General features: G+C 72.9%; 14 protein-coding genes. 10 read left to right on the forward strand and 4 right to left on the reverse strand.

All coding sequences use genetic code 11. The features are described 5' to 3' along the window. Positions 1-30 precede the first annotated feature (30 nt). The gene (locus N4G63_RS10865) at positions 31-2,229 is read right to left on the reverse strand and encodes a phosphocholine-specific phospholipase C (RefSeq protein ID WP_314599664.1); all 2,199 of its coding nucleotides are present in this window, start codon (positions 2,227-2,229) and stop codon (positions 31-33) included. 309 nt (positions 2,230-2,538) lie between these two features. Here N4G63_RS10865 and N4G63_RS10870 point away from each other — a divergent pair, with 309 nt between their 5' ends. The 4 genes from N4G63_RS10870 to N4G63_RS10885 all read left to right on the forward strand — a co-directional run bounded on the left by N4G63_RS10870 (position 2,539) and on the right by N4G63_RS10885 (position 7,708). Beyond that, positions 2,539-3,390, forward strand: coding sequence for a DUF2189 domain-containing protein (locus N4G63_RS10870; protein WP_260788437.1), 852 nt, complete (start codon positions 2,539-2,541; stop codon positions 3,388-3,390). A gap of 194 nt (positions 3,391-3,584) precedes the next feature. Continuing rightward, on the forward strand, positions 3,585-4,373 hold the full coding sequence (locus N4G63_RS10875; protein ID WP_260788438.1) for a S1 family peptidase: 789 nt from the start codon (positions 3,585-3,587) through the stop codon (positions 4,371-4,373). A gap of 228 nt (positions 4,374-4,601) precedes the next feature. Further along, entirely contained in the window at positions 4,602-6,050 is a 1,449-nt protein-coding gene (locus tag N4G63_RS10880) for a TetR/AcrR family transcriptional regulator (protein ID WP_260788439.1), read from the forward strand. After that, positions 6,047-7,708: a class I adenylate-forming enzyme family protein gene (locus N4G63_RS10885; protein WP_260788440.1), complete on the forward strand. Its 1,662-nt coding sequence runs from the start codon at positions 6,047-6,049 to the stop codon at positions 7,706-7,708. Before N4G63_RS10880 ends, N4G63_RS10885 begins: the two co-directional genes overlap by 4 nt. Positions 7,709-7,786: 78 nt before the next feature. Here N4G63_RS10885 and N4G63_RS10890 read toward each other — a convergent pair whose 3' ends face one another. Further along, entirely contained in the window at positions 7,787-8,482 is a 696-nt protein-coding gene (locus tag N4G63_RS10890; RefSeq protein WP_260788441.1) for a YceH family protein, read from the reverse strand. Positions 8,483-8,489: 7 nt separating this feature from the next. Then, entirely contained in the window at positions 8,490-9,272 is a 783-nt protein-coding gene (locus tag N4G63_RS10895) for an SDR family oxidoreductase (RefSeq protein ID WP_260788442.1), read from the reverse strand. Between the two features lie 248 nt (positions 9,273-9,520). Here N4G63_RS10895 and N4G63_RS10900 point away from each other — a divergent pair, with 248 nt between their 5' ends. From N4G63_RS10900 to N4G63_RS10920, 5 genes are all read left to right on the forward strand, one after another. Beyond that, the gene (locus N4G63_RS10900; protein ID WP_260788443.1) at positions 9,521-11,203 is read left to right on the forward strand and encodes an electron transfer flavoprotein-ubiquinone oxidoreductase; all 1,683 of its coding nucleotides are present in this window, start codon (positions 9,521-9,523) and stop codon (positions 11,201-11,203) included. A gap of 1,506 nt (positions 11,204-12,709) precedes the next feature. Further along, a complete protein-coding gene (locus N4G63_RS10905; RefSeq protein WP_314599665.1) occupies positions 12,710-14,191 on the forward strand; it encodes a hypothetical protein in 1,482 nt (493 codons plus the stop codon). 389 nt (positions 14,192-14,580) lie between these two features. Next, positions 14,581-16,002, forward strand: a complete 1,422-nt coding sequence (locus N4G63_RS10910; RefSeq protein ID WP_260788445.1) for a toll/interleukin-1 receptor domain-containing protein — start codon at positions 14,581-14,583, stop codon at positions 16,000-16,002. Then, a complete protein-coding gene (locus N4G63_RS10915) occupies positions 16,002-19,958 on the forward strand; it encodes an nSTAND1 domain-containing NTPase (protein WP_260788446.1) in 3,957 nt (1,318 codons plus the stop codon). The genes N4G63_RS10910 and N4G63_RS10915 overlap by 1 nt, the downstream gene beginning before the upstream one ends. A 123-nt stretch (positions 19,959-20,081) precedes the next feature. Continuing rightward, the gene (locus N4G63_RS10920) at positions 20,082-20,627 is read left to right on the forward strand and encodes a hypothetical protein (protein ID WP_260788447.1); all 546 of its coding nucleotides are present in this window, start codon (positions 20,082-20,084) and stop codon (positions 20,625-20,627) included. 64 nt (positions 20,628-20,691) lie between these two features. Here the strand turns inward: N4G63_RS10920 and N4G63_RS10925 are convergent, their stop codons facing one another. After that, positions 20,692-23,373, reverse strand: a complete 2,682-nt coding sequence (locus tag N4G63_RS10925; RefSeq protein WP_260788448.1) for an ATP-binding protein — start codon at positions 23,371-23,373, stop codon at positions 20,692-20,694. A 327-nt stretch (positions 23,374-23,700) separates the two neighbouring features. Here N4G63_RS10925 and N4G63_RS10930 point away from each other — a divergent pair, with 327 nt between their 5' ends. Further along, positions 23,701-25,233, forward strand: coding sequence for a TIR domain-containing protein (locus N4G63_RS10930; protein WP_260788449.1), 1,533 nt, complete (start codon positions 23,701-23,703; stop codon positions 25,231-25,233). The last annotated feature ends 12 nt before the right edge of the window (positions 25,234-25,245 follow it).

Here is a 25,245-nt window from a genome sequence, read left to right on the forward strand (position 1 = left end):
AGGGGGGGTTGGTGAAAGCCACTGAGCCGCTCAGCCCAGGCGGTAGCGCTCGAGCTGCGCCGCGCCTTCCATGGCCGGGTCGCTGATCGAATCGGCGCCGGTCTCCACGTGGCCGGCGAAGCGGCGGCTGTAGTCGGCCTGGCCCTGCAGGCGCACGCTCCAGTCGTACCAGCCCTTGGCGGCGCTGGTGTCCAGGCGCTGCACCAGCACCTGGCCGGGGTGGAGCACAAAGCTCTGTGCCGCCGTGCCCACGTACTTGTTGGCCTGCAGCACGAAGCTGCCGACGGCACTGCCGGTGTTGCGCAGGGTCAGGGCCAGCAGGCCGTCGCTGCGCTGCGCCAGCACCTCGGCCTCGGCATTGGGCTGGCCCGCGGCCAGGGCGCGCACGGCGTTGCCGGTGAAGTGGCGGTGCCAGCCGTTGGGGCCCAGCACCCACAGGTCGTAGGCACCGGCGGCATCGGGCAGCCAGGCGTCGGCCAGCTGCTTGCCGGGCTCCACCGTGTAGCGGCGCGGCACGGCGGCGAGGTTGAGCCGGTCGTACACATGGAACACCGCGGCCGCGCTGCCGGTGTTGGCAAAGCGCAGCTCCACCCGCGCCGTGCCCGGCCGGCCGGGGATGCTGAGCACGCGCGCCAGCGTCGCCAGCTCGTAGGGCAGCGCGCGCGCCGGCCGCACGCCGGGCAGCTGCACCGGGGCCACCAGGCTGCCGGGCGTGGCAGGCGTGGTGGTGGCCGTCAATGCGCGAGCGCGCGTGGCCAGTGCCAGGGTCTGGGGCAGCGCAGCGAAGAAGCTGGTGTCGTTGGGATCGACGAAGTTGAAGCAGCCGCGCAGGTCACCGCACACCGCACGCCGCCAGGGGCTGATGTTGGGCTCGATGACGCCGAAGCGCTGCTCGATGAAGCGGATCACCGAGGTGTGGTCGGCCACCTGCGAGTTGACCCAGCCGCCCTTGCTCCAGGGCGAGACCACGTACATCGGCACACGCGGGCCCAGGCCGTAGGGGCGGTGCTGGTAGGTGGCCGAGCTGCCGTTGAGGTGGTGGTGGTATTCACCGGTGGTGTCCACCGTCGAGCCGCCGGCCACGGTGGACTTGCGCGCATTGGCGTCGACGCTCAGGATGGCCGGCGCGGCCGGCGGCGGCACATGGTCGTAGAAGCCGTCGTTCTCGTCGAAGTTGATGAACAGCACCGTCTTGGCCCACACCGCCGGGTTGGCCACCAGGGCCTCCAGCACCTTGGCGGTGTAGTCGGCGCCCTGCGCCGGGCTCGACGGGCCGGGATGCTCGGAGCCTTCGGCCGTGGCCACGATCCAGCTCACCTGCGGCAGCTGGTCGGCCAGCACGTCGGCACGCAGCAGGTCGAGATCGCGCGTGCTGATGCCGCGCGCCTTCAGCGCCGGCGAGTAGCCGCTGCGGCCGAACCAGGCATCGCGAAACACCTTGAAGCCGGCCAGCGCGTTGTCGGTGAACTGGTCGGACATGTTCTCGTAGACCTGCCAGCTGATGCCGGCGGCCTGCAGGCGCTCGGGGTAGGTGGTCCAGGTGTAGTCCACGCCGCCGGTGAACCAGTCGTGGCTGTTGTCGGTGGACGGGCCGTTGCCGGTGGCCAGCGGGTCGTTGCTGCCGGTCCACAGGAACAGGCGGTTGGTGTTGGTGCCCCCGGTGAACGAGCAGTGGTAGGCATCGCAGATCGTGAAGGCATTGGCCAGCGCGAACTGGAACGGCAGGTCCTGCGCCTTGAAGTAGCCCATCGAGTGGTTCTGCTTGGCCGCCGGCCAGGCGGCCATGCGGCCGTGGTCCCAGGCGGCCTGGGCATCGCCCCAGCTGTGCGGCGTGCCTTCCACGCGCATGTGGGCGAAGTTCTGCACCGTGTTCAGATGAAAGGGCGCAATCGCCATCGGCACCCCGCCCACCACCGGCGGCCGGCCGGGCAGGTTGACCGTGGGGTTCAGCGTGGGCTGCGCGAACACCGTCTTGCCGCTCACCACGCCGGCGCGGTCGGGCACCGGAATCGGAAACGGATCGGCAAACCCGCGCACGCCGTTGAGGGTGCCGAAGTAGTGGTCGAAGCTGCGGTTCTCCTGCATCAGCACCACGATGTGCGCCACATCCTTGAGCGAGCCGCTGCGGTTGGCCGCCGGAACGGCCAGCGCCTCCTGCAGCACCGGCGGCAGCGAGCTCAGGCCGGCCACGCCGGCCAGACGCTGTAGAAAATCGCGGCGATTGCTCATGACTTGTCCTGTATCAAGATGGGGTTGGGCAGCGCGGCCCGCTCAAGCCCGGGCCGCGCACCGGCAAACGGTGGAAGTGCAGCGTAGGCAGCGCCCGTGATGCGGTGTTGACGCGCGGCGTGGCCCATCGGGCGCATGGCCTGGGCCTATCGGCACACACGGGTGGCCGTGCATCGCGACACGGCACTGCGTTACGCGCGGGCGCGCCCGTCAAACCCGCCAAGCCCTCCGACCCGGCCCGGCCCCGTGACCCGGCCTAGGGCCAGCCCGACTGGACGCAGCCCCCCTGCTTGCTTAGCCTCGGGCGCCATGACCGAAGTCGAGCCGTCCCGCCCCGTGCCGCCCAGCGCCAGCCCACGCACCCCCGAAGGCGCCGGCCCGGCGGCTGGCGAGACCCCGGTCGCCTCGGCCTTCGACATCGGCTTGCGCCCGCTGGGGCTGCTCGATCCGCTGCGCTGGCTGGTTGCGGGCTGGCGCGACTTCATGCGCTGCCCGGCCATCGGCCTGTTCTACGGCGCCTGCTTCGCGCTGATGGGCTGGGCGCTGATCACCGTCTACCAGCAGGCGCCGGCCTATGTGCTGGCCTTGTCGGCCGGCTTTCTGCTGGTGGGGCCGCTGCTGTGCCTGGGCCTGTACCACGCCAGCCGCCAGCTCGAGGCCGGCCTGCGGCCCGACCTGGGCGAGTCGCTGCTGGCCTGGGACCGCAAGCTGGCCACGCTGGCCATCTTCGGCTTCGTGCTGCTGGTGCTCGAGATGCTGTGGGGCCGCGCCTCGCTGATCGTGTTTGCGGTCAGCTTCGACGGCATGCCCGATTTCAAGGGCTCGCTGATGGCCCTGCTCGACCCCGAGAACCTGCAGTTCATCGTGGCCTACCTGCTGGTAGGTGCGGTGTTTGCCGGCCTGATCTTCGCGATCAGCGTGATCTCCATCCCGATGATCCTCGACCAGCAGACCGATGCCATCACCGCCGGCCTGACCAGCCTGCGCCTGGTGCTCACCCAGCCGCTGGTGATGCTGCTGTGGGGCGCCCTGATCACCGGGCTGATCGTGCTGGCCATGCTGCCCTGGTTTGCCGGCCTGCTGCTGGCCGGCCCGGTGCTGGGCCATGCCTCCTGGCATGCCTACCGCAGCGCGGTGGTGGCGCCGCGCGACGAGGCCTGACAAGGTGTGAATGAACCTGCTGCGCGGGCCCATGGCGGCCCAAGCGGCCCAAGCGCCCCACCGGCCCCCATGGCCGCAACGGCCCGCCGCGATGTGCGGTGCAACCCTGCCCGGCAGGTGGCGCCGGCCAGCGGTTAGAGTGGCCCCCTCCCCGCGCTGATGCCGCCGCCCGCCACGGGCCGGCCAATCCTTCGATGCCTTGTTCGTCTCGCCGCCTGCTGCTGAGCCTGGGCCCGGCCGCCTTGCTGGCCTTGCTGAGCCTGTCCGCTCCGGCCCGGGCCGATCTGCCGGCCACCACCGCGGTCATCAAGCGCTCGGTGGTGGCGGTGGGCGCCTACGACCCGCTGGCCAACCCGCGCTTCAGCTTTCGCGGCACCGGCTTCGTGGTCGATGACGGCCAGCTGCTGATCACCAACGCCCATGTGCTGCCCGAGCTGACCGGTGACCAGAAGCTGGCCATCCAGGTGGGCCGTGTGCGGCTTGAATCGGGTGGCCAGTTCGATGTGCGCACCCTCACGCTGCTGGCCATCGACCGCGAGCACGATCTGGCGCTGCTGCGTTTCTCGGGCGCGCCACTGCCCGCCGTGGTGCTGGCCGAGACCGAAGCCGTGCGCGAAGGCCAGGCCATCGGGCTGATGGGGTTTCCGATCGGCGGCGTGCTGGGTTTCTCGCCGGTCACGCACCGCGGCATCGTGGCCTCGATCACGCCCATCGTGCTGCCACCGGCCAATGCGCGCCAGCTCGACGCTGCGGCCGTGGCCCGCGTGCGCCGCGGCGCGTTCGACATCCTGCAGCTCGATGCCACCGCCTATCCCGGCAACAGCGGCGGCCCGGTGTTCGACGCCGACACCGGCCAGGTGCACGGCGTGGTCAACATGGTGTTCGTCAAGGGCAGCCGCGAATCGGCGCTGACCAACCCCACCGGCATCACCTACGCCATTCCGGTGCGCTGGGTGCACGCGCTGCTGGCCGCCAAGCGCTGAGCGGCGCGGCGGCGCCGGCCCCGCCGTGCGCTGCCGGCGGTGTTTTCCCTGTACAGGGCGCCGCTGCGAATGTCGGATGCTTCGGGCGCCACGCGCCGCCCCATCCTGCATGCCTGCCGCCCGCCCATCCTGCCCCACCCAGGCGCCCTGCCGCCGCTCGTTCACGCCCCGCCGCGTTGCCGCGCTGCCCGGCCACCCTGCCCCGTCGCCGCGCCCGGCGCGCCGGCGATGAGCGGCGCCGGCACCGCCCGCTTCGAGGCCAAGCGCGAGGCCATCCTGGATGGCGCGGCGCGGCTGTTCAACCAGCAGGGCATCCGGGGCGGCACGCTGGCCGATGTGGCGCGCAGCGTGGGCCTGGCCACCAACAGCATCACCTACTACTACCGCCGCAAGGAAGACCTGGCCTGCGCCTGCCTGCAGCGCGCCATCGACGCGCTGAGCACCGATGCCGCCACCGCGATGGCGCTGGACGACACGCTGGCCGGCCGCGTGCGCGGCTTTCTCGGCCGCCACCTGGCGCGCCTGGCCGACATTGCCGAGGGCCGCCACCCCGAGCTGGTGGTGTTTGCCGACTTGCGCACGCTGGCGCCGCCGCACGGCACCGAGGTGGCCTGCGCCTACACGCTGATGTTCAAGCAGCTGCGCCAGCTGCTCGACACCGCCGACGCGCCGGCGCTGCCGCGCGCGGCGCTGAATGCGCGCACCCATTTGCTGCTGTCCACCGTCTCGTGGGCGCGGGTCTGGCTGCTGCGCTTCGAGCCGATCGACTATGCCCTGGTGGCCGAGCGCATGGCCACGCTGCTGCTCGACGGCCTGGCCAGCCCCGGCGCGCTGGCGCGGCCCGGCCAGGCCGTGGCCGGTGCCGGTGCCGCGCCGCCCGATGCCGCCTGGCCCGATCCCGCCCTGCCTGAGGCCATCTTGCCGATCGCGCCCGAGGCCACCGGCAGCACCGACGACACCGCCGTGGCCTACCTGCGCGCGGCCACGCGCCTGGTCAACGAGCACGGCTACCACGGCGCCTCGGTCGAGCGCATTGCCGCCGAGCTGCAGCTCACCAAGGGCAGCTTCTACCACCACCATGAAACCAAGGAGGAGCTGATCGCCGCGTGTTTTGCGCGCAGCTTCGCGGTGATGCGGGCCGCACAAAGCGCCGCCATGGCCGCCGGCCCCGCGCAGGCCGACAGCGGCCTGGCCCGGCTGGCGCTGGCCTGCCGCAGCCTGCTGGCCTTTCAGACCGGGCCGCAGGGCCCGCTGCTGCGCATCACCGCCTGGACCGCGCTGCCCGAGGCCATCCGCCGCGACACCCAGCGCACCATGCGCCGCCTGGGCGAGCGCTTTGCCAGCTTCGTCATCGACGGCCTGGCCGACGGCTCGGTGCGGGTGGTGGATCCCTCGGTGGCGGCGCAGGTGGTCAGCGGCATGATCAATGCCACCGCCGAGATGGAGCGCTGGGTGCCCGGCCTGCATGCCGGCAACGCCTTTGCGCTGTTTGCGATGCCCTTGTTCACCGGCCTGCGCTGCGCGCCGGCCGACTGGCCCGGCAGCGATGCAGCGCCCGCTGTCGCCGAGGTGGCGGCCCCGCGGGGCGATGCCGCGCTAGCGTGCAGCATGCCCCGTGCTGGCCCCGCCATGCCGGCCCCCACCCCGCGCAAGCGCGCGCGCAGCCCCGCACCATGAGCTCACCCACCGCCGTTGTTGCCTCCCCCACGCCCGCCGCGCCCGGCCCGCTCAGCTTTGACGAAGCCAGCGCCGCCGCACTGGCCGACTTTCGCACCCTGCCCGAGCTGATTGCCGAACACGCCCGCGCCCGGCCCGACAGCGCCGCCCTGGTCACGGGCGACGACACGCTCAGCTATGCCCAGCTCGACGCCCTGATCGACCGCGTGGCCGCCACGCTGCAGCGCGACGGCGCCCGGCGCGGCGACACCATCGCCATCTGCGCCTTTGCCAGCAATGCCTATGTGGCGGTGTTCATGGGCGCGCTGCGCGCCGGCCTGGCGGTGGCCCCGCTGGCCCCCAGCAGCACGCCAGCGCAGATTGCCGGCATGGCCCAGGACGCCGGCGCAGGCCAGCTGTTTCTGGATGCGCCGAATGCCGCGCTGGTGAGCGCGGACCTGACCGGCGCCACGCTGCGCCGCATCCGGCTGGACGACAGCGCCGATGCCACCGGTGCCGCCGGTGGCCCCGCCGCCCCCGCCGATCTGCGCCTGGCCGACTGGCTGGCCCCGGCCGGTGCGCGGCCGCAGCCGGTGGCGCTGGCCCCGGCCCTGCCCTTCAACATCATCTACAGCAGCGGCACCACCGGCACGCCCAAGGGCATCGTGCAGTCGCACGGCATGCGCTGGGGCCAGGTGCGGCGCGCCGAGGCCGCCGGCTACGGCCCGGGCAGCGTGACCCTGATCGCCACGCCGCTGTACAGCAACACCACGCTGGTGGTGGTGATCCCCACGCTGGCGCGTGGCGGCACGCTGGTGCTGCTGCCCAAGTTCGACACCCGTGCCTACCTCGAGCTGGCGCAGCGCCACCGCGCCAGCCACACCATGCTGGTGCCCGTGCAGTACCAACGCCTGATGGACTACGCTGACTTCGGGCGTTATGACCTCAGCAGCTTCCAGTTCAAGGCCTGCACCAGCGCGCCCTTCCGCGCCGATCTCAAGGCCCAGGTGCTGGCGCGCTGGCCGGGCGGCCTGACCGAGTACTACGGCATGACCGAGGGCGGCGGCAGCTGCATCCTGTACTGCCACCTGCACCCTGACAAGCTGCACACGGTGGGCCAGCCGGCCGAAGGCCACGACATGCGCCTGATCGACGAAGACGGCGTCGAGCTGCCGCGCCAGGCCGAAGGCGCCGAGCCGGTGCTGGGCGAGATCGTGGGCCGCTCGGTGAGCATGATGCTGGGCTACCACAAGCAGCCAGCCAAGTCGCGCGAGGCCGAGTGGTTCGACGCTGCGGGCAACCGCTTCATCCGCACCGGCGACGTGGGCCGCTTCGATGCCGACGGCTTCCTGATCCTGATGGACCGCCGCAAGGACATGGTGATCAGCGGCGGCTTCAACATCTACCCCAGCGATCTGGAAGCCGAGCTGCGCCAGCACCCCGCGGTGGCCGATGCGGCGGTGGTCGGCGTGCCCAGCCGCGAGTGGGGCGAGACGCCGGTGGCCTTTGTGGTGCGCAAGGCGGCTGCGGCCGACGACGCCGAGAGCATCCGCCAATGGATGAACGCCCGTGTCGGCAAGACCCAGCGGCTGCATGCGCTGCGCCTGATCGACGAACTGCCGCGCAGTGCGATCGGCAAGGTCCTCAAGCGTGAGCTGCGGGACGCCTATCGCGAATGAGGGGCGGCGTCCATCGCCCTGGCCAGGCACTCGCCGTGCGTCGCATGTCGCAAGGCCGAGGCCGAGGTCAATCAGACCTCAAGCTTCAGGCGCAGAAGAAGGCGCAGCCGCCGCATCCTCCACGGCCATGCCCAGCTCGCCGGCCATGCGCAGCACCAGGGCACGCAGCGCGGTGATTTCGTCGCCCTGGCGGCGGATCTCGGTCTTCAGTGCCACCAGCTCGCCCACGCTGATCGCGTCGTCGTCGCTGCCGCCGGTCTCGCGCGGCGCCAGCGTGGCCGGCACCACCTCGCCGCACAGCAGGTGCGCCCAGCGGCTCTCGCGTGCGCCGGGCGCGCGCGGCAGCAGCACCGCGCGGGGCGGGTAGCGCTCGGCCAGCTCGGTGAGAAAGCCTTCCACGCTGGAGATGTCGGCAAAGCGGTGCAGGCGCTCGGCGTTGGCACGCAGCTCGGCCACGGTTTGCGGGCCGCGCAGCATCAGCACCGCCAGCAGCGCCGCGGCGGCACCGGGCACGCCGATGCCGCGGGCGGCGTTGTGCTCGTAGCGTGCCACGCGGCCGCCCGAGCTTTCAAACACCAGGCTCTGGCTCTTCAGGCCGTCAATGGCGGCCAGGATGTCGGACTCGCTGGCGTTGATCACCGGGTCGCGTGCGGTCTTCTGGTTGCAGCCGGCCACCAGCGAGTTGAGCGTCAGCGGGTAGGTGTCGGGCACGGTGGCCTGCTTTTCCACCAGCACGCCCAGCACCCGGGCTTCAAGAGGCGTCAGTGTGCGCATGGGCCGGTCAGGCGCCGAAGCCGTCGTCGGCGCTGAGGATGGCGCCGTTGATGAAGTGGCTCTCGTTGGCGCACAGCATCATCAGCGCCGAGTCCAGGTCCTTGGGGCTGCCCACGCGCTTGCGCGGCAGCATCTGCATCAGCTTCTGGCCGGCGTCGGTCTGCCAGTGGTGGTGGTTGATCTCGGTGTCGATGTAGCCCGGGCACAGGGCATTGACGTTGATGCCGAACTTGCCCCACTCGAGCGCCTGGGCCTTGGTCATGTGGATCACGGCCGCCTTGCTCATGCAGTACACGCCGATCTGGCCCAGCACGCGCAGGCCGGCCATCGAGGCCACGTTGACGATGCGTCCGCCGGTGAAGGTGCCGGGCGCCGCGCCGCGGCTGCGGGCGATCATGCGCTTGGCCACCTCCTGCGCCACGAAGAACGCGCCGCGGGTGTTAGTGTCGAAGGTGTAGTCGAAGTCGTCGGGGCTCACGTCCACCAGCTTCTGCGTGGTGCTGACGCCCGAGTTGTTGATCAGGATGTCGATCGTGCCCACCTCGGTCTCGGCATGCGCCACGGCCGACTTGATGCTGTCGTGCTCGGTCACGTCGAGCGCCACCACGTGCGCGTCGCCGCCAGCGGCCTCGATCTCGGCGCGCAGGGTCTTGAGCCGCTCCACGCGGCGGGCAGCCAGCACCACCGCGGCGCCGGATTTGGCCAGCGTGCGCGCAAACTGCGCGCCCAGGCCGCTGGATGCGCCGGTGACAAAGGCCACGCGGCCGGAAAGATCGATGTTGTAGCTCATGGTCGTCGGTGCTCGGTTCGGGTGAACCAGATCACGATAGCACGCAGCCCCCGCCCCGCTGGCCGCGAAACGCCCATGAAAAACGCCGCATTCAGCCGCCGCCGGATCGGCCCGCCCGCCGGGCCTTGTCGCCCCCGCGACAAAAAAGCACGGTCGTTCTATTTTGAAGGCCTGCTGGGTAGAATGCCGCTCGATCAGGGCCACGCATGCCCGCCGGTTTCGCGACTACCCCACAGGAAAAAACACCCATGAGCCCGCAGGCGATCCTTGAGCAATTCGGCCCCCGCGAGTCGATGGAATACGACGTCGTGGTTGTCGGCGGTGGCCCCGGCGGCATGGCCACCGCGATCCGCCTCAAGCAGCTGGCAGCCGAGAAGGGCCAGGACATCTCGGTGGTGGTGCTCGAGAAGGGCAGCGAGCCCGGCGCGCACACGCTCAGCGGCGCGGTGATGGACCCGGTGGCCATCAGCGAGCTGCTGCCCAACTGGCAGCAACTGGGCGCGCCACTCAACCAGCCGGTCACGCACGACGAGGTGCTGATCCTGTCGGGCGATGGCGGCACCGCCTACACGCCGCCGTGGGCCATGCCGCGCTGCTTCGAGAACCATGGCAACTACGTGGTGCGCCTGGGCGCGGTGGTCAAGTGGCTGGGCGAGCAGGCCGAGGGCCTGGGCGTGGAGGTGTTCCCCGGCTTCACCGCCGCCGAGGTGCTGTACGACGAGCAGGGCCGCGTGCGCGGCGTGGCCACCGGCAACCTGGGCGTGGGCAAGGACGGCGAGCCGACCGAGAACTTCCAGCTCGGCATGGAGCTGCTGGGCAAGTACACCGTGTTCGCCGAGGGCGCGCGCGGCCATCTGGGCAAGCAGCTGATCGCGCAGTTCAAGCTCGATGCCGGCCGCGAGCCGCAGAGCTTCGGCATCGGCATCAAGGAGCTGTGGGAGGTGCCGCCCGAGCGCGCCCAGCCCGGCCTGGTGGTGCACACCGCCGGCTGGCCGATGGACGACGAGACCTTTGGCGGCGGCTTCCTGTACCACCTCGAGGACAACAAGGTCACGCTCGGCTTCGTGATCGGCCTCGACTACAAGAACCCCTGGCTGAGCCCCTTCGAGGAAATGCAGCGCTGGAAGACCCACCCGTCGATCCGCCAGCACATCGAGGGCGGCAAGCGCATCGGCTACGGCGCGCGCGCCATCAACAACGGCGGCCTGTTCAGCCTGCCCAAGCTGGTGTTTCCGGGCGGCGCACTGATCGGTTGCGACGCCGGCATGCTCAACGCCGCGCGCATCAAGGGCAGCCACGCCGCCATCAAGACCGGCATGCTGGTGGCCGATGCGGCCTATGCCGCCGTCACGGCCGGGCGCAGCCACGACGAGCTCAGCGCCTACCCCGAGGCCTTCGAGCAAAGCTGGCTGCATGCCGAGCTCAAGCGCGACAACAACTTCAAGCAGTGGTTCAAGAAGGGCCCGCTGATCGGCAAGATCGGCTTCGGCCTGGAGCAGGTGGTGTTTCCCAAGCTGGGCCTCACGCCCTGGTGGACGCTGCACCGCGACCAGCCCGACCATCTGGCGCTGCGGCCCGCGGCCGACAGCCCGAAGATCGACTACCCCAAGCCCGACGGCAAGCTCACCTTCGACCGCCTGAGCTCGGTGTTCATCAGCAGCACCAACCATGAAGAGAACCAGCCGGCGCACCTGACCCTGAAGGACGCCTCGGTGCCGGTGGCCATCAACCTGGCCAAGTACGCCGGCCCCGAGAGCCGCTACTGCCCGGCCGGCGTGTACGAGTTCGTCAACAAGGACGGCGCTGACCAGCTGGTGATCAACGCCCAGAACTGCGTGCACTGCAAGACCTGCGACATCAAGGACCCGACGCAGAACATCGTCTGGGTCACGCCCGAAGGCGGCGGCGGCCCCAACTACGCCGGCATGTAAGAACCGGGGCACCCGGTTCTGCGGGTACGCAGAACCACCCGCCTCGCGGGCTGAGCCCGGACACAAGGCGTCCTGAGGACGGCTTGTGTCTGGCGCAGCGGTCAGCGCTGCAGGGCTGACCGTGGGTTCCGGCCGGCTTCGGGCGGCCGGGCGCTCGGCCGGCTGCCGTCCAACCCAGGCCACAGCGCCGAACAAGGGGGTCCAGGCCCGCCTGTTCGGCGTTTTGCATTCCGGCCCGGTGCGCAGAATCGACCGGGATCATGCAGGCCAAGCAGCTCCATGAGGTGCTCGCACGTGTGGTGGCATGGCACAACCGCCACCCGCTTGCGTTGCGCATCTCCCCCCAGCAGGTGCACAGCATCGGCGGCGTGGCCCTGCCTTTTGCCAGCGCAACGCCCGATGCGCCCGCCCCGCCCGGCCAACCGGCCGTGGCACTGGCCGACCTGCTGGCCCCGGCCCTGCCCACCGGGCCGGCCACCCCCACCCAGCCACCGCCGACGCCGCGGACACCGGGCCGCCCGCCCTCGACCCGCCAGCCGGTGCCGACGCCTGGCCAGCCCACGCCGACACCGGCCACCCGGGCGACGACACCCCGCTGCCACCGCTGCCCGAGCTGCCAACCCTCGCGCTGCCGGCCGATGCACCCGAGGCCGCGGCCGATGCACCGCTGCCCGAAGTCGACCCTGCCGACGACGCGTTTGCCGCACCCGCGGCGGACACAGGCGCCGAACCCGGCACCGAGCCCGACTCCGACCGCGCTGACGCCACCGGGCCCGCGCCCGACGACGCCGACGCCGATGCCGACGCCATCGAGCTGGACATGGCGCTCGACGAGCCGGCCACAGTGCCTGAACCGGGCCCTGAGGTCGAGGTGGAGGTCGGGGTCGAGACCGACCCGGCAGACGCCCCGGCCAACGACGAGCTGACCGACGCCACGGCCGCCGCAGACGCCCCGGCCGCCGAGTCCGAGTCCGAGTCCGAGTCCGAATCCGAATCCGAGCCTGAAGCCGAGGCCGCAGCCAGCCCCGATCCGGCCGCCGACGATGCCAGCGGCGACGACGCACAGGCCCAGGCCGATCCCGAGGCCGTTGCCGATGCCCCGCAAGCCCCGGCCCCCGGCCCCGACGACCCCACCGAGGCCCTGCCGCAGGCGGCCGATGCCCAGGCGCCGTCGGACGACATGCCGCCAGCCGAGGCAGCGGTGGACGATGGCACGCAGGCCGCGCTGCCGCCTCTGCCCGAGGCCCCGACCGAGCCCCTGGCCACCGACGCGGCCCACGCCGCCGACGCCAGCCCGCGCCCCCTGGCGGCCCGCCTGCAAGCGGCCCGCGAGCGGGCGATGGCCGGCCCCGCGGCGCCGGATCTCGACCTGACCTCGACCCCGCGACCGACGGCGCGCACGCCACGCCGGCCGCCGCGGTCACCGACCCGCCGGCCGCCGGTGCGCCGGCGCCGTCAAGCCCTGCCGGCGCGGGTGGTGCGGGTGCCGCCGCAGCGGCCACGGCCTTGGCCGCCGCATCGGCCACGGGCTGGCGCGCCCGCCTGGCAGCGGCCTGGCAGGCCTTGCGCTCGCGCTGGCCACAGCGCGGCAGCGCCGGCCCGCGGCGCCAGGCACTGGCAGCCCTGTTCAGCCAGGATTTCATGTGGCCGCGCACGCCGCGCCAGGTGGCGCGCTGGGTGCAGCGCCATGGCAGCCTGCAGCCGCTGGCCGCGCCCGACTGGCCGCAACGCCCGGTCGGGCCCGAGGCCGCGCTGCTGCAGGCCGCCCGCCGCCAGGGCCGGCCGCATGTCGTGACCCGCCATGTGCTCACCGCCGCCATCGGCGTGGGCGATCGCCGCATCCGTCTGCTGATCGATGCCGACGGTCACATCCTCGGCCCGCGCGCCTACGACCGCCGGCGCATCGGCACCCTGGCCACGGCCGGCGGCAGCCTGCTGGGCGCCGCGCTGCTGACCGCGGTGCTAGGCCCCTGGCGCCATGCCGCCCCGGCCGCTGACGACACGGCGCTGGCCGCGGCCCATGCCGCGGCCGCAGCCTCGCAGGCCGCCGCCGCAGACGCTGCCGCATCAGCCGCCACATCAGCCGCCGCATCAGCCTCGGCGGCCGTGGCAGCGGCCAGCGCCGCCAACGGCACGGCCTCTGCACCGGACGCGGCGCTGCCGATGGCGCACGCCGACCCGGCCGCCGCCTCGGCGCCCGGGCCGTATCCGGCCGACATCCATGCCGCGGCCCACCCAGTAGCCCAGCCAGTCGCCCAGCCAGTCGCCCAGCCAACGGGCCACGCAACGGCCACCGCCGCCCACCCGGCCACCCACCCCACCGTCAGCGCACTGGCCACCACGCCCGCGCAGGCAGACGAAGCGCATGCCGCCACAGCAGCAGCGGCGGCGACGCCAAGCGCCACGCCCGCCGCCAGTGCAGTCGCCCCGCCGGCAGCGCCGGCAGCGCCGGTGAGCGTGGTCACGGTCACCCGCACGCCGCCGCCACCCTACCCGGTGACCCGTGCCTCGGGCCCGGTGGTGGCCATCCGCTGGCGCCTGTCCGACGACGAGAAGCAGGCCGCCCGCGAGCAGGTGGCCGCCGCACGGGCCGCGGCCCAGGGCGGCGCCACGGCCGCGCCGGTGACGGCCCCCGAGCCAGCCGGCAATACCGCGCCCAGCCCGGCGCCCGGCCTGCCGGTGCAGGCCGGCGGCCCGCGCCCCACCGGCCCGCTGGAAACGGCCGTGCGTGTGGCCCAGCCGCCGGCCAAGGTGTATGCCGTGGTCACGCCGGGCATCCCGCAGCGCGAGGCGGCCGAGGCCATCCTGGCGCAGATGATGTCGGTGCGCGTGCGCCTCAGGCCGCCCACCCCCGACCAGGGCGAGGTGCTGCTGCACCAGGGCCGCTGGCGCGCCGCGCTGTGGCCCTTTGCCTCGCTGGTCGAGGCCGAGCGCGCCCAGGCCATGCTGGTGGGCCGCGGCATGCGTGTCGAGGTCATCGAGCTCTGACGCGCCGGGCCCGCGTGGCCGCCGGCCGCCATCGCGCCGCCAGGCACCATCCCCACGTTGAAGCACCGCCGGCCGGGCGGCGCGGGCTCACATCCGGTTACGCCATGTGATACTGATTTCGACCCCGCCACAGATGCGGGGCCGGGTGTCGTTGGGGCCGAGACGGCCGGCCATTGCCAGGGCCGGCCGATTGCCATCTGGCTGTTGATGGAGTGCGCCAGCCCATGCCCATACCCGCCCCGACCGGCCCTGCCGTGGCCGTGCCGCCCGCCCGGCGCGATGCCGCGCTGCACTGGCCCGCCGCCCGCGGCCTGAGCCCGCGCCCGAGCCGCGTGCTGGCTGCCGCCGGGCACCGCCCCACGCCAGCCGCGCCGCATCAGGAGTGAGGCATGGGCTACCTGCCGCAGTTCAAGAACGACCTGTTCCTCAGCTACCGCCGCGCCAGCAACGAGGGCCCCGACGCCTGGATCGACACCTTTCGCACGCAGGTCGAGACCGTGCTGCGCGACCGCGTGGGCGACATCAGCATCTGGCGCGACAAGGACGAGCTCAACGCCGGCGAGGCCTGGCGGCCGGCCATTGCCGAGGGCATCGACACCTCGGGCCTGTTTCTGGCGGTGATCTCGCGCACCTACTTCGACAGCCCCGAGTGCCGCAAGGAGTTCGACCGCTTTCTCGGCCGGCTCAAGGCCGGCGCGGGCGACGGCCTCAAGCTGGTGCCGATCTTCAAGCATCCGCCCAAGCCCGACCAGGAGCTGCCGCGCGAGCTGGCCGAGATCGGCCACCACGAGTTCTTCGTGCGCGAGCCCAAGCCCTGGCGCGAACTCGACCCCAAGCTGGCCAGCGACTACGGGCCCTACCACGAGCGCATGGGCCGCGTGCTGTTCGAGCTGGCCGAGGCCATCGAGGCCCTGCACAGCCAGCAAAAGAAGCAGGCACTGGGCAAGGTGTTTCTGGCCACCGTGCCGCCCGAGCTGAACAGCGACCGCGAGCGCCTGCGCAGCGATCTGCGGCTGAGCAACTTCGTGGTGGTGCCCGAGCGCGAATACCTGTGGAACGCCGACGACTACCAGGACCGCATCGCGCAAGACCTGGCCGATTCGCTGCTGGCCGTGCACCTGGTGTCGGGCACCGCGTCCACCGAGCCGCTGTCGGCCGAGCGCAGCCGCATCCAGCTGCAGCTGGCCGCCGAGGCCATGGCCCGCCATGGCCGCCCCGCGCCACTGGTGCGCATGCTCAAGTCCGAGACGGTCGATGCCGCCACGCAGCCGCTGGTGGAGTACATCCGCAACGTCATGCCCGACAAGGGCATCGAGCTGTTCGAGGGCTCGCTCGAAGAGCTCAAGTCGGACATGTTCGGCAAGCTGCCCAAGCCGGCGCCCAAGACCGCCGCCCGGGCCGTGGCCAAGCCGCGCGAGATGGCCGTGCTGGTCGAAGACGGCGAGGCGGCCGAGATCGACGCGCTCAAGCAGTTGCTCACCGCCAAGCTGGGCGTCAAGCCGCTGGTGCAGCGCTTCACCGGCAGCACGCCCAAGGACGCCGGGCGCCTGGCCAAGGTGCTGGCCGACTGCCCGCAGGCGCTGGTGGTGTGGCACCGACAAGATGACGACTGGGTGCAGGCCCTGCTGGACAGCGAGGTGCTGGCCGGGCACGCCAGCCCCGAGCGCCTGGCGGTGTATGTCATGGGTGAGGGCAACGACATGAAGACCGACTTCGCCACGCCGCAGGCCAGCCTGATCCGGGCCCTGGTGAGCCCGGCCGAGGCCGAGCTGGCCGCCTTCGTCAAGGCCTGGCCGGACGGGTCCGTCTGATGGCCGGCGAGCACGCGCTGGCCCTCATCGCCGCCAACCCCTTTCCGGGCCTGCGGGCCTTCAAGCCTGGTGAGTCCGACCGCTTCTTCGGCCGCGGCCAACAGATCGCCGAGCTGGCCACGCACCTGGACGCGCTGCCCTTTCTGGCCGTCTCGGGCGCCTCGGGCTGCGGCAAAAGCTCGCTGGTGCTGGCCGGCCTGCTGGCCGAGCTGCGCGAGCGCCATGCCGACGGCCACGGTGCCGACTGGCGGCCGGTGGTCATGCGCCCCGGCAACCGCCCGATCGAGCGCCTGGCCGAGGCCCTGGCGCATGTGCTGCACGACGATGAAGACGAAGATCTCGACCACACGCTGGGCGATCTGGCCGAGCAGCGCCTGGCGCGCAGCGGCGCCTTGTTCGGCCAGCTGCGCCTGGGTGGCCAGGGCCTGGTCGAGGCGGTGCGCCAGTCGCGCCTGGCGCGGCGCTCGCCCGCAGCGCGGGTGCTGCTGGTGGTGGATCAGTTCGAGGAGGTGTTCCGCTTCAAGCGCATGAGCGACCCCGACGAATCGGCCGCCTTCGTCAAGCTGCTGCTGGCCGCGGCGCACGACCCGGCCTCGCCGGTCAGCGTGGTGATCACGCTGCGTTCCGATGCGCTGGGCAACTGCGCCGAGTTCCACGATCTGCCCGAGGCCGTGAGCCGCGGCGGCTACCTGGTGCCGCGCCTGAAGCGCGAGCAGCGTAAGGAAGCCATCGTGCGGCCGATCGAATGGCGCGGCGCGCGCATCGCACCCCGCCTGGTGCAGCGCCTGCTCAACGATGTGAGCGACGATTTCGACGATCTGCCGGTGATGCAGCATGTGCTGTCGCGCACCTGGCAGCGCTGGGCCGAGGCCTGCGCCGGCAGCCGCCCGCTCGACCTCGAAGACTACGACGCCGTGGGCACCGCGGCCCAGGCGCTCGAGAACCATGCCGAGGAGGCGCGCACCTCGCTGGGCCCGCTGGGCGCGCCCGGCGGCACGGTGGAGCGGGTGTTTCGTGCCCTCACCGAGCGCGTGGGCGACGGCACCGAGGTGCGCCGCCCGCTGCCCTATGCGCAGCTGCTGGCCATTGCCGGCGACGGCAGCGAGGCCGGCCAGGCCGCGGTGCGCGAGGTGGTCGAGCGCTACCGCCGCGCCGACACCGCCTTCTTGCTGCCCGGTGCCGAGATCAGCCTCGATGACGCGCCGGTGATCGACATCTCGCACGAAAGCCTGATCCGGCTGTGGAAGCAGCTGCGCGCCTGGGTGGCCGCCGAGGCCGAGGCCGCCACCGAGCTCGAGCGCCTGCTCGCCGCCACCCGCCGCCGCAGCGATGGCCAGGGCGAGCCGCTGCGCGGCGCCGACCTGGCGCGCACGCGCGAATGGCTGGCCGCCCAGCGTCCCTCGGCCGGCTGGGTGCAGCTGGTGGCCGGTGGCGATGGCGCGGCCCAGCGCGATGCGCTGCAGGCCTTCGTGGACGACAGCAACAGCGCCGAACACAAGGCGCTGCGCCGGCACCGCCTGCAGCGCCTGAGCTGGCAGGCGGTGATGGTGCTGGGCGTGCTGGGCGTGTTTGCCTTCGCGTTCTACAGCGCGCGCGAGCAGCGCCTGGCGCGCGCCCGCGAACTCACCAACCAGGCCTTGCTGGAGCTGCCGCGCGACCCCGCCGCCAGCGCCCACCTGGCGCTGGCCGCGCTGAGTGGCGATGACGGCAACCGCCGCGCCGACTACGCGCTGCGCCAGGCCATGACGGCGCTGGCCGTGGCGCGGCCCGAGGCCATCGTGCCGCTGGGCGAAGCGCTGGCCGACGCGCGCTTCTCGGCCGGCCAGCGCTGGCTGCTGGCGGCCGGCGGGCGCACGGTGTGGCTGCTGGACCCCGCCACGCTGGCGGTGAAACACACGCTCAGCGCACCGGCCCCGGTGTCGCAGGCCTGGGTGCTGGGCCAGGGCGCGGCCGAGCGCGTCCTGGTCTACACCCAGGATTGGCGCGTGCACCTGCTGCCGCTGCCGTCGGGTGCCGCCGCCGAGCCGCAAAGCCTGGCCTGCCCCGGCACCCATGGCACCGCACGCGCCGTGGCGGTGGACGATGGCGCCACGCCGCAGCTGGCGCTGGGTTGCTCCGATGGCTCGCTGCTGCTGGCCTCACTGGCCGACGGGCGCCTGGGTGAAGCGCAGACCCTGCTGCCCACATCGCCCCAGCAGCACACCGTCACGGCGCTGGCCTTTGCCGCCGATGGCGACTGGCTGGCCGCCGGCGACAACACCGGCCAGGTGCGGGCGTGGAAACGCGGGCTCGCGGCGCGCGCCTGGATCGGCCAGGGCTCGGCCGGCGCGTCGGCGCTGCGCCACGACACGGCCGTGCGCGACCTGGCCTTCCACCCCGACACGCCCTCGCTGCTGGCCAGCGCCGGCGACGACCGCAGCGCACGCGTCTGGCGGCTTGATCTCGAGCGCGGCCTGCTGGCCGAGGGCGGCAAGGCCGACGATGGCAGCGTGGTCAAACCCATGGAGCAGCTGAGCCACGACCGCCCGGTGCTGCGCGTGCGCTGGGTGCGCCGCAGCGACGACCAGCACAAGCTGATGACCGTGTCGGACAAGCGCGTGATCTTCTGGACCAATGCCACCACCAGCGACCAGCGCCGCCACGACGACTGGGTGATGGACGCCGACGTGTCGGCCGATGGCGAGCTGCTGGTTTCGGCCTCGGCCGACGGCACGGCGCGGGTGTGGTCCACCCGCAGCGTCACGCCCATGGCCGTATTGCGCGGCCACAGCAACGAGGTGCGGCGCGCCTTCTTCGGCCCGGGCGGCCAGGTGTTCACCGTCAGCGCCGACCACACGCTGCGACGCTGGCGCATTGCCGCGCCGGCGGTGCTGGATGCCGCCGGCCACTGGCAGGAGAGCGTGGCCTTCAACCCGCGCGGCGATCGGGCGCTGATCTGCGGCGAAGCCCGGCACGAAGCCGGCGCCAAGGCCAGGCCCGGCAACGCCCCGGCGCGGCAGTGCCGCATCGCGCCGCTGGCCGATCTGGGCCGGCGCGACCAGGCCGATGACGAACGGCTGGAAGCCGCACCGGCCGACACCGTGAGCGCCGGCAGCTGGCGCCACGATGGCAGCCAGGTGCTGGCCCTGGCCGACACGCACGACATCTACGCCCGCCGGCGCCCGGTGCTGTGGGATGCCGCCACGCGCCGGCGCATCACGCCCGACTGGTTGCAGCGCTGGACGACCGCCGCCTTCAACCCGCTGCGCCCCGAGCTGGTGACCAGCCGGCGCGGCGGCGCCGACGCCCCCGAGGGCGAGCTGGCCGTGTGGGCCGTGGCGGCACTGGCCGAGGCCGAGCCGACACCGCTGCTGCGCCTGCGCGGCCCCACCGGCCACCTGGCCCCGGCCATCAGCGCCGATGGCCGCTGGCTGGCCACCGCCGACGACAACGACGTGCTGCTGTGGGATCGCCAGGCGGCGCAGGCCCCACCGCTGCGACTGCGCGGCCATGCCGGCACGGTGCGCAGCCTGGCCTTCAGCGCCGACAGCCAGGCCCTGCTGAGCGCCAGCGGCGACCGCACGGCGCGCGTCTGGCCGCTCAAGGCGGTGGGCGCGGGCGCGTTGCCGCCGGCCGTGCTGCTGTCGGGCGGCCACAGCGCCGCGGTGATGAGCGCGGTGTTCAGCCCCGATGGCCGCTTTGTGGCCACCGGCGGCGCCGACAACAGCGTGCGCGTGTGGGACGCCCGCCAGGGCTGGGAGATCTCGGCCCTGCACCGCCACGGCGACGCCGTGCCGGCGCTGGCCTGGCACCCCGATGGCCGCATCGCCTCGGCCAGCGACGACGGCACCGTGCTGCTGGGCCCCTGCCAGCCCTGCGTGGCGCCGCTCGACAAGCTGCTCGAGGATGCGCGGCTGGTGCCGCAGTCGCCGGTGGCGGCGGCCAGCGCCGCGCTGCCGCGGCCGGCCTCGCGATGACACCGGCCGGGTTCTGAACCGGGCATCCCCAATGCGTGGTGTCGGGACGCCGGTGCGCGGCTTAGCATGCGCCCCGACCCACACACTGCAAGCACGCGCACCTGCCGCGTTGGAGGATGGACCATGACCCACACACCCTGTCGCCCCAGCGGGCCCACCCAGACCGGCCGGCCGGCCGGCAACACCCGTGGCCGGCGCGCCGGTCTGGCGCTGCTGCCGCTGGCCGTGACCGGCCTGCTGGCCGGCTGCAGCCTGTTCGATCCCAAGACCGACCCCCAGGCCGGCAGCAACCTGGTCCCGCGGGTCACGCTCAAGGGCGATGAGATCGTCATCCAGCCCGAGGTGCTGCGCTACCGCAAGAGCGAAGGCCCGGTCACCATCACCTGGCGCCTGGATGCGCGCAGCGGCGTCACGCTGGCCGACCCGGCGGTGGTGATCGAAGACCCCCGGCGCAAGCCGCTGGCGCCCGAGCCGGCGCTGGCCAAGCTGTGCCCCAAGGGATACGACTCACCCGAGGGCGTGTTCAGTTGCGGCCGCGGCGAGCGCGCCGGCGACTACCAGTGCAAGTACGCCAATGCGAAGCCCGGCTGCTACAAGTACACGATGCGCTTGATGATCGACGGCAAGCTCAAGGAGCTCGATCCGCCGATCATCGGCTTCATGGACTGAGGCCTGTTCACACGCCGCAAAGGGCACGCCGGGGTGGCCACGCGCCAGCGCAGCCGCCCGCAGCTCATGGCCGGCCGTCGCCCACCGCGGCCAACCACGGCGCCATCGCCGCGTCGCCGTCCAGGCCGACGCCTGAGTCCGGCGCCATCGCCGATGCCTGCCCTGGCTCGGCGGACAACTGCTCCAGGCGCAGCAGCCAGGGCGCCAGAAACGCCGCGTCGGCCGGATCGCGTTGCAGCCCGGTGCGTGCGCGCAAGCGCTCGGCCGCGGCCTGCCAGCCCCGCGCCGTGGCGCCATCGCCCAGCGCCACCGCCAGGCCGCAGGCCAGATCCAGCACCGCCAGGTGCAGCAGCTGGGCGCCGTTGTGCTGGGCCAGCAGCCAGGCGCGCGCCGTCAGCGCTGCCGACCCGCGGATGTGGCCGCGGCTCAGCTGCACCATCGCCAGGTTGAGCAGCGTGGTGGCCTCGGCCGCTTCGTCGCCATCGCTGCGCGCCATGGCCAGGGCCTCCTCGAACAGCGGCTCGGCCGCATCCAGCCGCTCCTGGCTGCGGTGCCACAGCGCCAGCCGGGTGAGCGCGATCGCCCGCTTGTGCGGGCGGCCCAGGCGCCGCTCCGCATCGAGCGCCTCGCCAAAGCACAGCCCCGCGGCAGCACTGTCGCCCTGGCCCATCAGCGCCAGGCCGAGTGGTGGCAGTACATCGGCCGCCCGCTCCTCGTCGCCCAGTGCGCGCAGCAGGGCCAGCGCCTGCTCCAGGTGCCCGCGCGCCTGTGCCCAGTGGCCCAGGCAGTTGCACATCTGGCCGGCATCGAACAGCGCGCGGGCGCGCGCCACATCGGCCGCCTGGGCCTGCGGGTGGGCCAGCGCGGCCAGCGTGGCCGCCAGCGCCTGCGACACCAGGCCGCGGTGCAGCCAGTGCGGCCACAGCGCGGCGCACAGCGCCAGGCCGGTGCCGCCGCCCTCGGCATGCCGGGCCGCGAACGCCAGCGCCTGGGCCAGGTTGTCGCGCTCGGTGTCCAGGCGCGCCAGCCAACCGGCGGCACTGCGGCTGGCCAGCTGGCGGCGCGCCGTCTCGGCCAGCGTGCGGTAGGCCGCGGCATGGCGCAGGCGCAGGGCCAGCGCATCGTCATCGCCGGCCTGCTCGGCTTCGGCCAGCCGACCGGCCGCGTACTGGCGCATGGTTTCAAGCAGATGCCAGCGGCCGCGTGCCGGCTCGGCCACCACCAGCGATTTGTCCACCAGCGCGCCCAGGCCCTCGATCAGCTGATCGGCCGGCAGCGCCGCATCGGCACACACCGCCTCGGCCTGGGCCAGGGTCCAGCCGCCGGCAAACACCGACAGGCGCCGCCACAGCCGGCGCTCGTCGTCGGCCAGCAGGTCGTGGCTCCAGTCGATCAGCAGGCGCAGCGTGCGCTGGCGTGGCGCCACCGTTTCGTCGCGCGTGCTGAGCAGCGCAAAGCCGCTGCGCAGACGCTCGGCCAGCTCGCTCACCGGCAAGGCCCGCAGGCGGGCGGCGGCCAGCTCCAGCGCCAGCGGAATGCCGTCGAGGCGGCGGCAGATCTCGGCCACCGCCGGCGCGGTGGCGGCATCCAGCTGCCAGGCAGGGTTGGCGGCCTGCGCACGGTCGACAAAGAGCTGCACCGCGTCGAGCGACTGCAGCGCCTGCCAGGTCTCAGGCACCACCGGCGCCCCGGGCGCCCCCGGCGCCAACACCGGGGGCACGGCCAGCGGCGGCACGGCCCAGGCGCATTCGCCGGCCATGCGCAGCAGCTCGCGGCTCGAGGCCGCCAGCGCCACACCCGGCCCGGCCTGCAGCAGTGCCTTGGCCAGCGCCGCGGCGCCGACCAGCACATGCTCGCAGTTGTCCAGCACCAGCAGCAGCTGGCGATCGCGCACATGGCGCAGCAGCGCCTCGGTAACGCTCTGGACCGGTTCCTCCTTCACGCCCAGCACGGCCGCCACGGCAGGTGCGATCTGCGCCGCCTCGCGCAGCGGTGCCAACTCAAGCCACCACACGCCATCGGGATGGGCATCGAGCCGGGCATGGGCCCACTGCAGCAGCAGCCGCGACTTGCCAATGCCGCCCGGCCCGCACAGCGTGACCAGGCGATGCGTGGCGGCCAGCGCCTGCAGCTCGGCCAGCTCCTGCGTGCGGCCGACAAAGCGGTTGAGCGCTTGCGGCAGATTGTGCGGCGGTGCCTCCAGCGCGCGCAGGGCCGGAAACTGTGCGGGCAGGCCCGGCGCCAGCAGCTGGTGCACCGGCTCGGGCCGCGCCAGCCCGCGCAGGCGCAGCGTGCCCAGCGGCTGCAGGCCCAGCCCTGCCGGCAGCGCCGCGCCCAGGGCTCGCGCCACCGCATCCGACACCAGCACCTGGCCCCCATGTGCCGCGCCCATCAGGCGGGCCGCGCGGTTGACCTCGGTGCCGAAGAAGTCGCCATCCCGGCGCTGGTCCAGGCCCTGGTGCACGCCGCAGCGCACCCACAGCGGCCAGCCGCTTCGCCGGCCGGCGGCATCCAGCGCCAGCTGCAGCTGCACACAGGCGGTCAGTGCATCGGCCGCCTCGGCAAACACCGCATGCACGCCATCGCCCGTGCCCTTGACGCGCCGGCCACGATGCCCGTCGACCGCCTGGGCCACCAGCGCATCGTGCTCGGCCAGCGCGGCGCCCATGCGCTCGGGATCGCGCTCCCACAGCCGCGTGCTGTCGGCAATGTCGGTGAACAGGTAGACGGCGGGTGTGGACAACACGGCCGGGATTGTCGGCCGATTCAAGCGCCCACCCTGCTCCCCGGCCCTGTGGGCCTGCAACAGGATGCAGCCACCCGCCGCCCGGTGCCGGGCCACCCAACCCAGGCGATGTGCGGCACCCCGCGCGAACACGGCGGGCCCGGCACCGCCGCCACAACCCCGCACCACCGCCTGCCCCGGCCTGAGGATGCGGATTCACCACGCTCGGTACAACTAGGGATGCGGGGTGCCGCCGATTGATCGCACCATGCGTGGTGGTGGGCGTGGCGGCCCGCTGCACAGCAGCACGCCCTGTGGCGTGCCCGACCCCGGAACCGGCAACCCATCATGTCTCCGCTCGTACGCTTTCGCGACTGCGACCACAGCGTGTTCGTCAGCTACGCCCACGCCGACAACGAGGTGTACGGCAACTGGGTGAGCGACTTCGCCAGCGAGCTCACCAAGGATCTCGCAGCCGAGCTGGCGCGTGTGCCCACCGGCCGCGCCGTGCTGCCGCCGGTGCACCTGAGCGAAGACAACGGCCCGCTGGCCGGCGAGCTGTCTGAGCAGCTCAAGGCGCGTGTGGCGCGCTCGTTTGCGGTGGTGGTGGTGGTGGGCCGGCACTATGTCGATTCGGCCTGGTGCGGCCAGGAGCTGGCGTACTTCCAGCAGGCCTTCGGCAACGCGGGCCTGAACGGCCGGCTCTACATCGTGGCGCTGGCACAGGAGCCGATCACCCTGGCCGCGGCCAAGCCGGTGTGGCGCCAGGTGTTTGCCGGCCGCAACCCGGTGTGGCAGACCTATTTCGAAGACGACGCGGTGGCGCGCCCGGTGGCGGTGATGCGCGACGACGGCAAGGCCCCCACCCAGGCCTTTGCGCGGCGCTTCGACCGCCTGCGCGACGACCTGGTGGGCAAGATCAAGGCCGATCTGGGTGGCGCCCAGCCCAACCCGCAGGCCACGCGGCTGCTGATCGGCGTGGGCGCGCCCGAGCTCGAAACCGCCATCGCCGGCTTTGCCGCCAGCGCGCGGGCCCACGAGCCCAGCGTGGCGCTGCTCGACTTTGCCGCGCTCGACCAGCGCGCCCAGCTGGCCGCGCGCCTGCGCGACGCCGAGCGCCTGGTGCTGCCCTTTCACCAGGGCCAGCCGCGCATGTGGGCCGTGGCCGGTGGCCAGCTGGCGGTGCTGCTGGAGTGCTGGCGCAAGATGGGCAAGCCCGACGAGCAGGTGTTTGCGCTCGACCTGTCCGAGGTGCCGCCCACCGAGCCCGCCGAGCCCGAGCACCTCGAGTGGCTGGCCAAACTGGCCTGCCCCAAGCTGCTGCCGGCGGCCTTGCTGACGCGGCTGTTTCCGCCCGCCGCGCCAGCGGTGGTCGGGCAGGCGGTGGCCGCGGCGGCGCGGCCGGTGCGCCTGTACATCGAGAGCAACCGCAACGAGCCCTGGCAATGGAAGCTGCTGGGCGAGCAGATCCGCCCGCTGTGGCAGAAGCTGCTCGATGAGCGCCAGATCCATGTGCCGCTCAACCTGCGGCCCAGCGGCCTGAACATCGACGAGATCGACCTGTTCAACCTCGACGACGCCGACGGCCTGATCCTGCTGTGGGGCCAGAAGGAGGCGCGCTCGCTGCTCAGCCAGATCAACCTGGTGGAAGACCGGCTCACCGAGCTGGCGCCGGCCATCGTGGCCTACCTCAGCCCGCCCAAGCCGCAGGCCGAGCAGGCGGTGCCGGCGCTGGGCTGGCAGGTGCTGCGCTTCCAGCAGCAAGAGGCGCCGCCACCCAAGGCGGTGCTGCCCGAGCAGGGCGATGCCATCGAGCTGACGCGCTTTCTGAACGACGTGCTCGACCGCACCAGCCGGCGCCACAAGCTCTCGCCGGTCTGAACCCGCACCCAG

The organism is Aquabacterium sp. OR-4, assembly GCF_025290835.2.
Classification (GTDB): Bacteria; Pseudomonadota; Gammaproteobacteria; order Burkholderiales; family Burkholderiaceae_C; genus Pseudaquabacterium.

Bases quoted from the DNA above. Each gene is read 5' to 3' on its own strand.
- N4G63_RS10910 (WP_260788445.1), top strand. From the start codon at position 14,581: ATGGGCTACCTGCCGCAGTTCAAGAACGACCTGTTCCTCAGCTACCGC.
- N4G63_RS10870 (WP_260788437.1), top strand. From the start codon at position 2,539: ATGACCGAAGTCGAGCCGTCCCGCCCCGTGCCGCCCAGCGCCAGCCCA.
- N4G63_RS10915 (WP_260788446.1), top strand. From the start codon at position 16,002: ATGGCCGGCGAGCACGCGCTGGCCCTCATCGCCGCCAACCCCTTTCCG.
- N4G63_RS10895 (WP_260788442.1), bottom strand. From the start codon at position 9,272: ATGAGCTACAACATCGATCTTTCCGGCCGCGTGGCCTTTGTCACCGGC.
- N4G63_RS10885 (WP_260788440.1), top strand. From the start codon at position 6,047: ATGAGCTCACCCACCGCCGTTGTTGCCTCCCCCACGCCCGCCGCGCCC.
- N4G63_RS10920 (WP_260788447.1), top strand. From the start codon at position 20,082: ATGACCCACACACCCTGTCGCCCCAGCGGGCCCACCCAGACCGGCCGG.
- N4G63_RS10890 (WP_260788441.1), bottom strand. From the start codon at position 8,482: ATGCGCACACTGACGCCTCTTGAAGCCCGGGTGCTGGGCGTGCTGGTG.
- N4G63_RS10900 (WP_260788443.1), top strand. From the start codon at position 9,521: ATGAGCCCGCAGGCGATCCTTGAGCAATTCGGCCCCCGCGAGTCGATG.
- N4G63_RS10880 (WP_260788439.1), top strand. From the start codon at position 4,602: ATGAGCGGCGCCGGCACCGCCCGCTTCGAGGCCAAGCGCGAGGCCATC.
- N4G63_RS10865 (WP_314599664.1), bottom strand. From the start codon at position 2,229: ATGAGCAATCGCCGCGATTTTCTACAGCGTCTGGCCGGCGTGGCCGGC.
- N4G63_RS10930 (WP_260788449.1), top strand. From the start codon at position 23,701: ATGTCTCCGCTCGTACGCTTTCGCGACTGCGACCACAGCGTGTTCGTC.
- N4G63_RS10875 (WP_260788438.1), top strand. From the start codon at position 3,585: ATGCCTTGTTCGTCTCGCCGCCTGCTGCTGAGCCTGGGCCCGGCCGCC.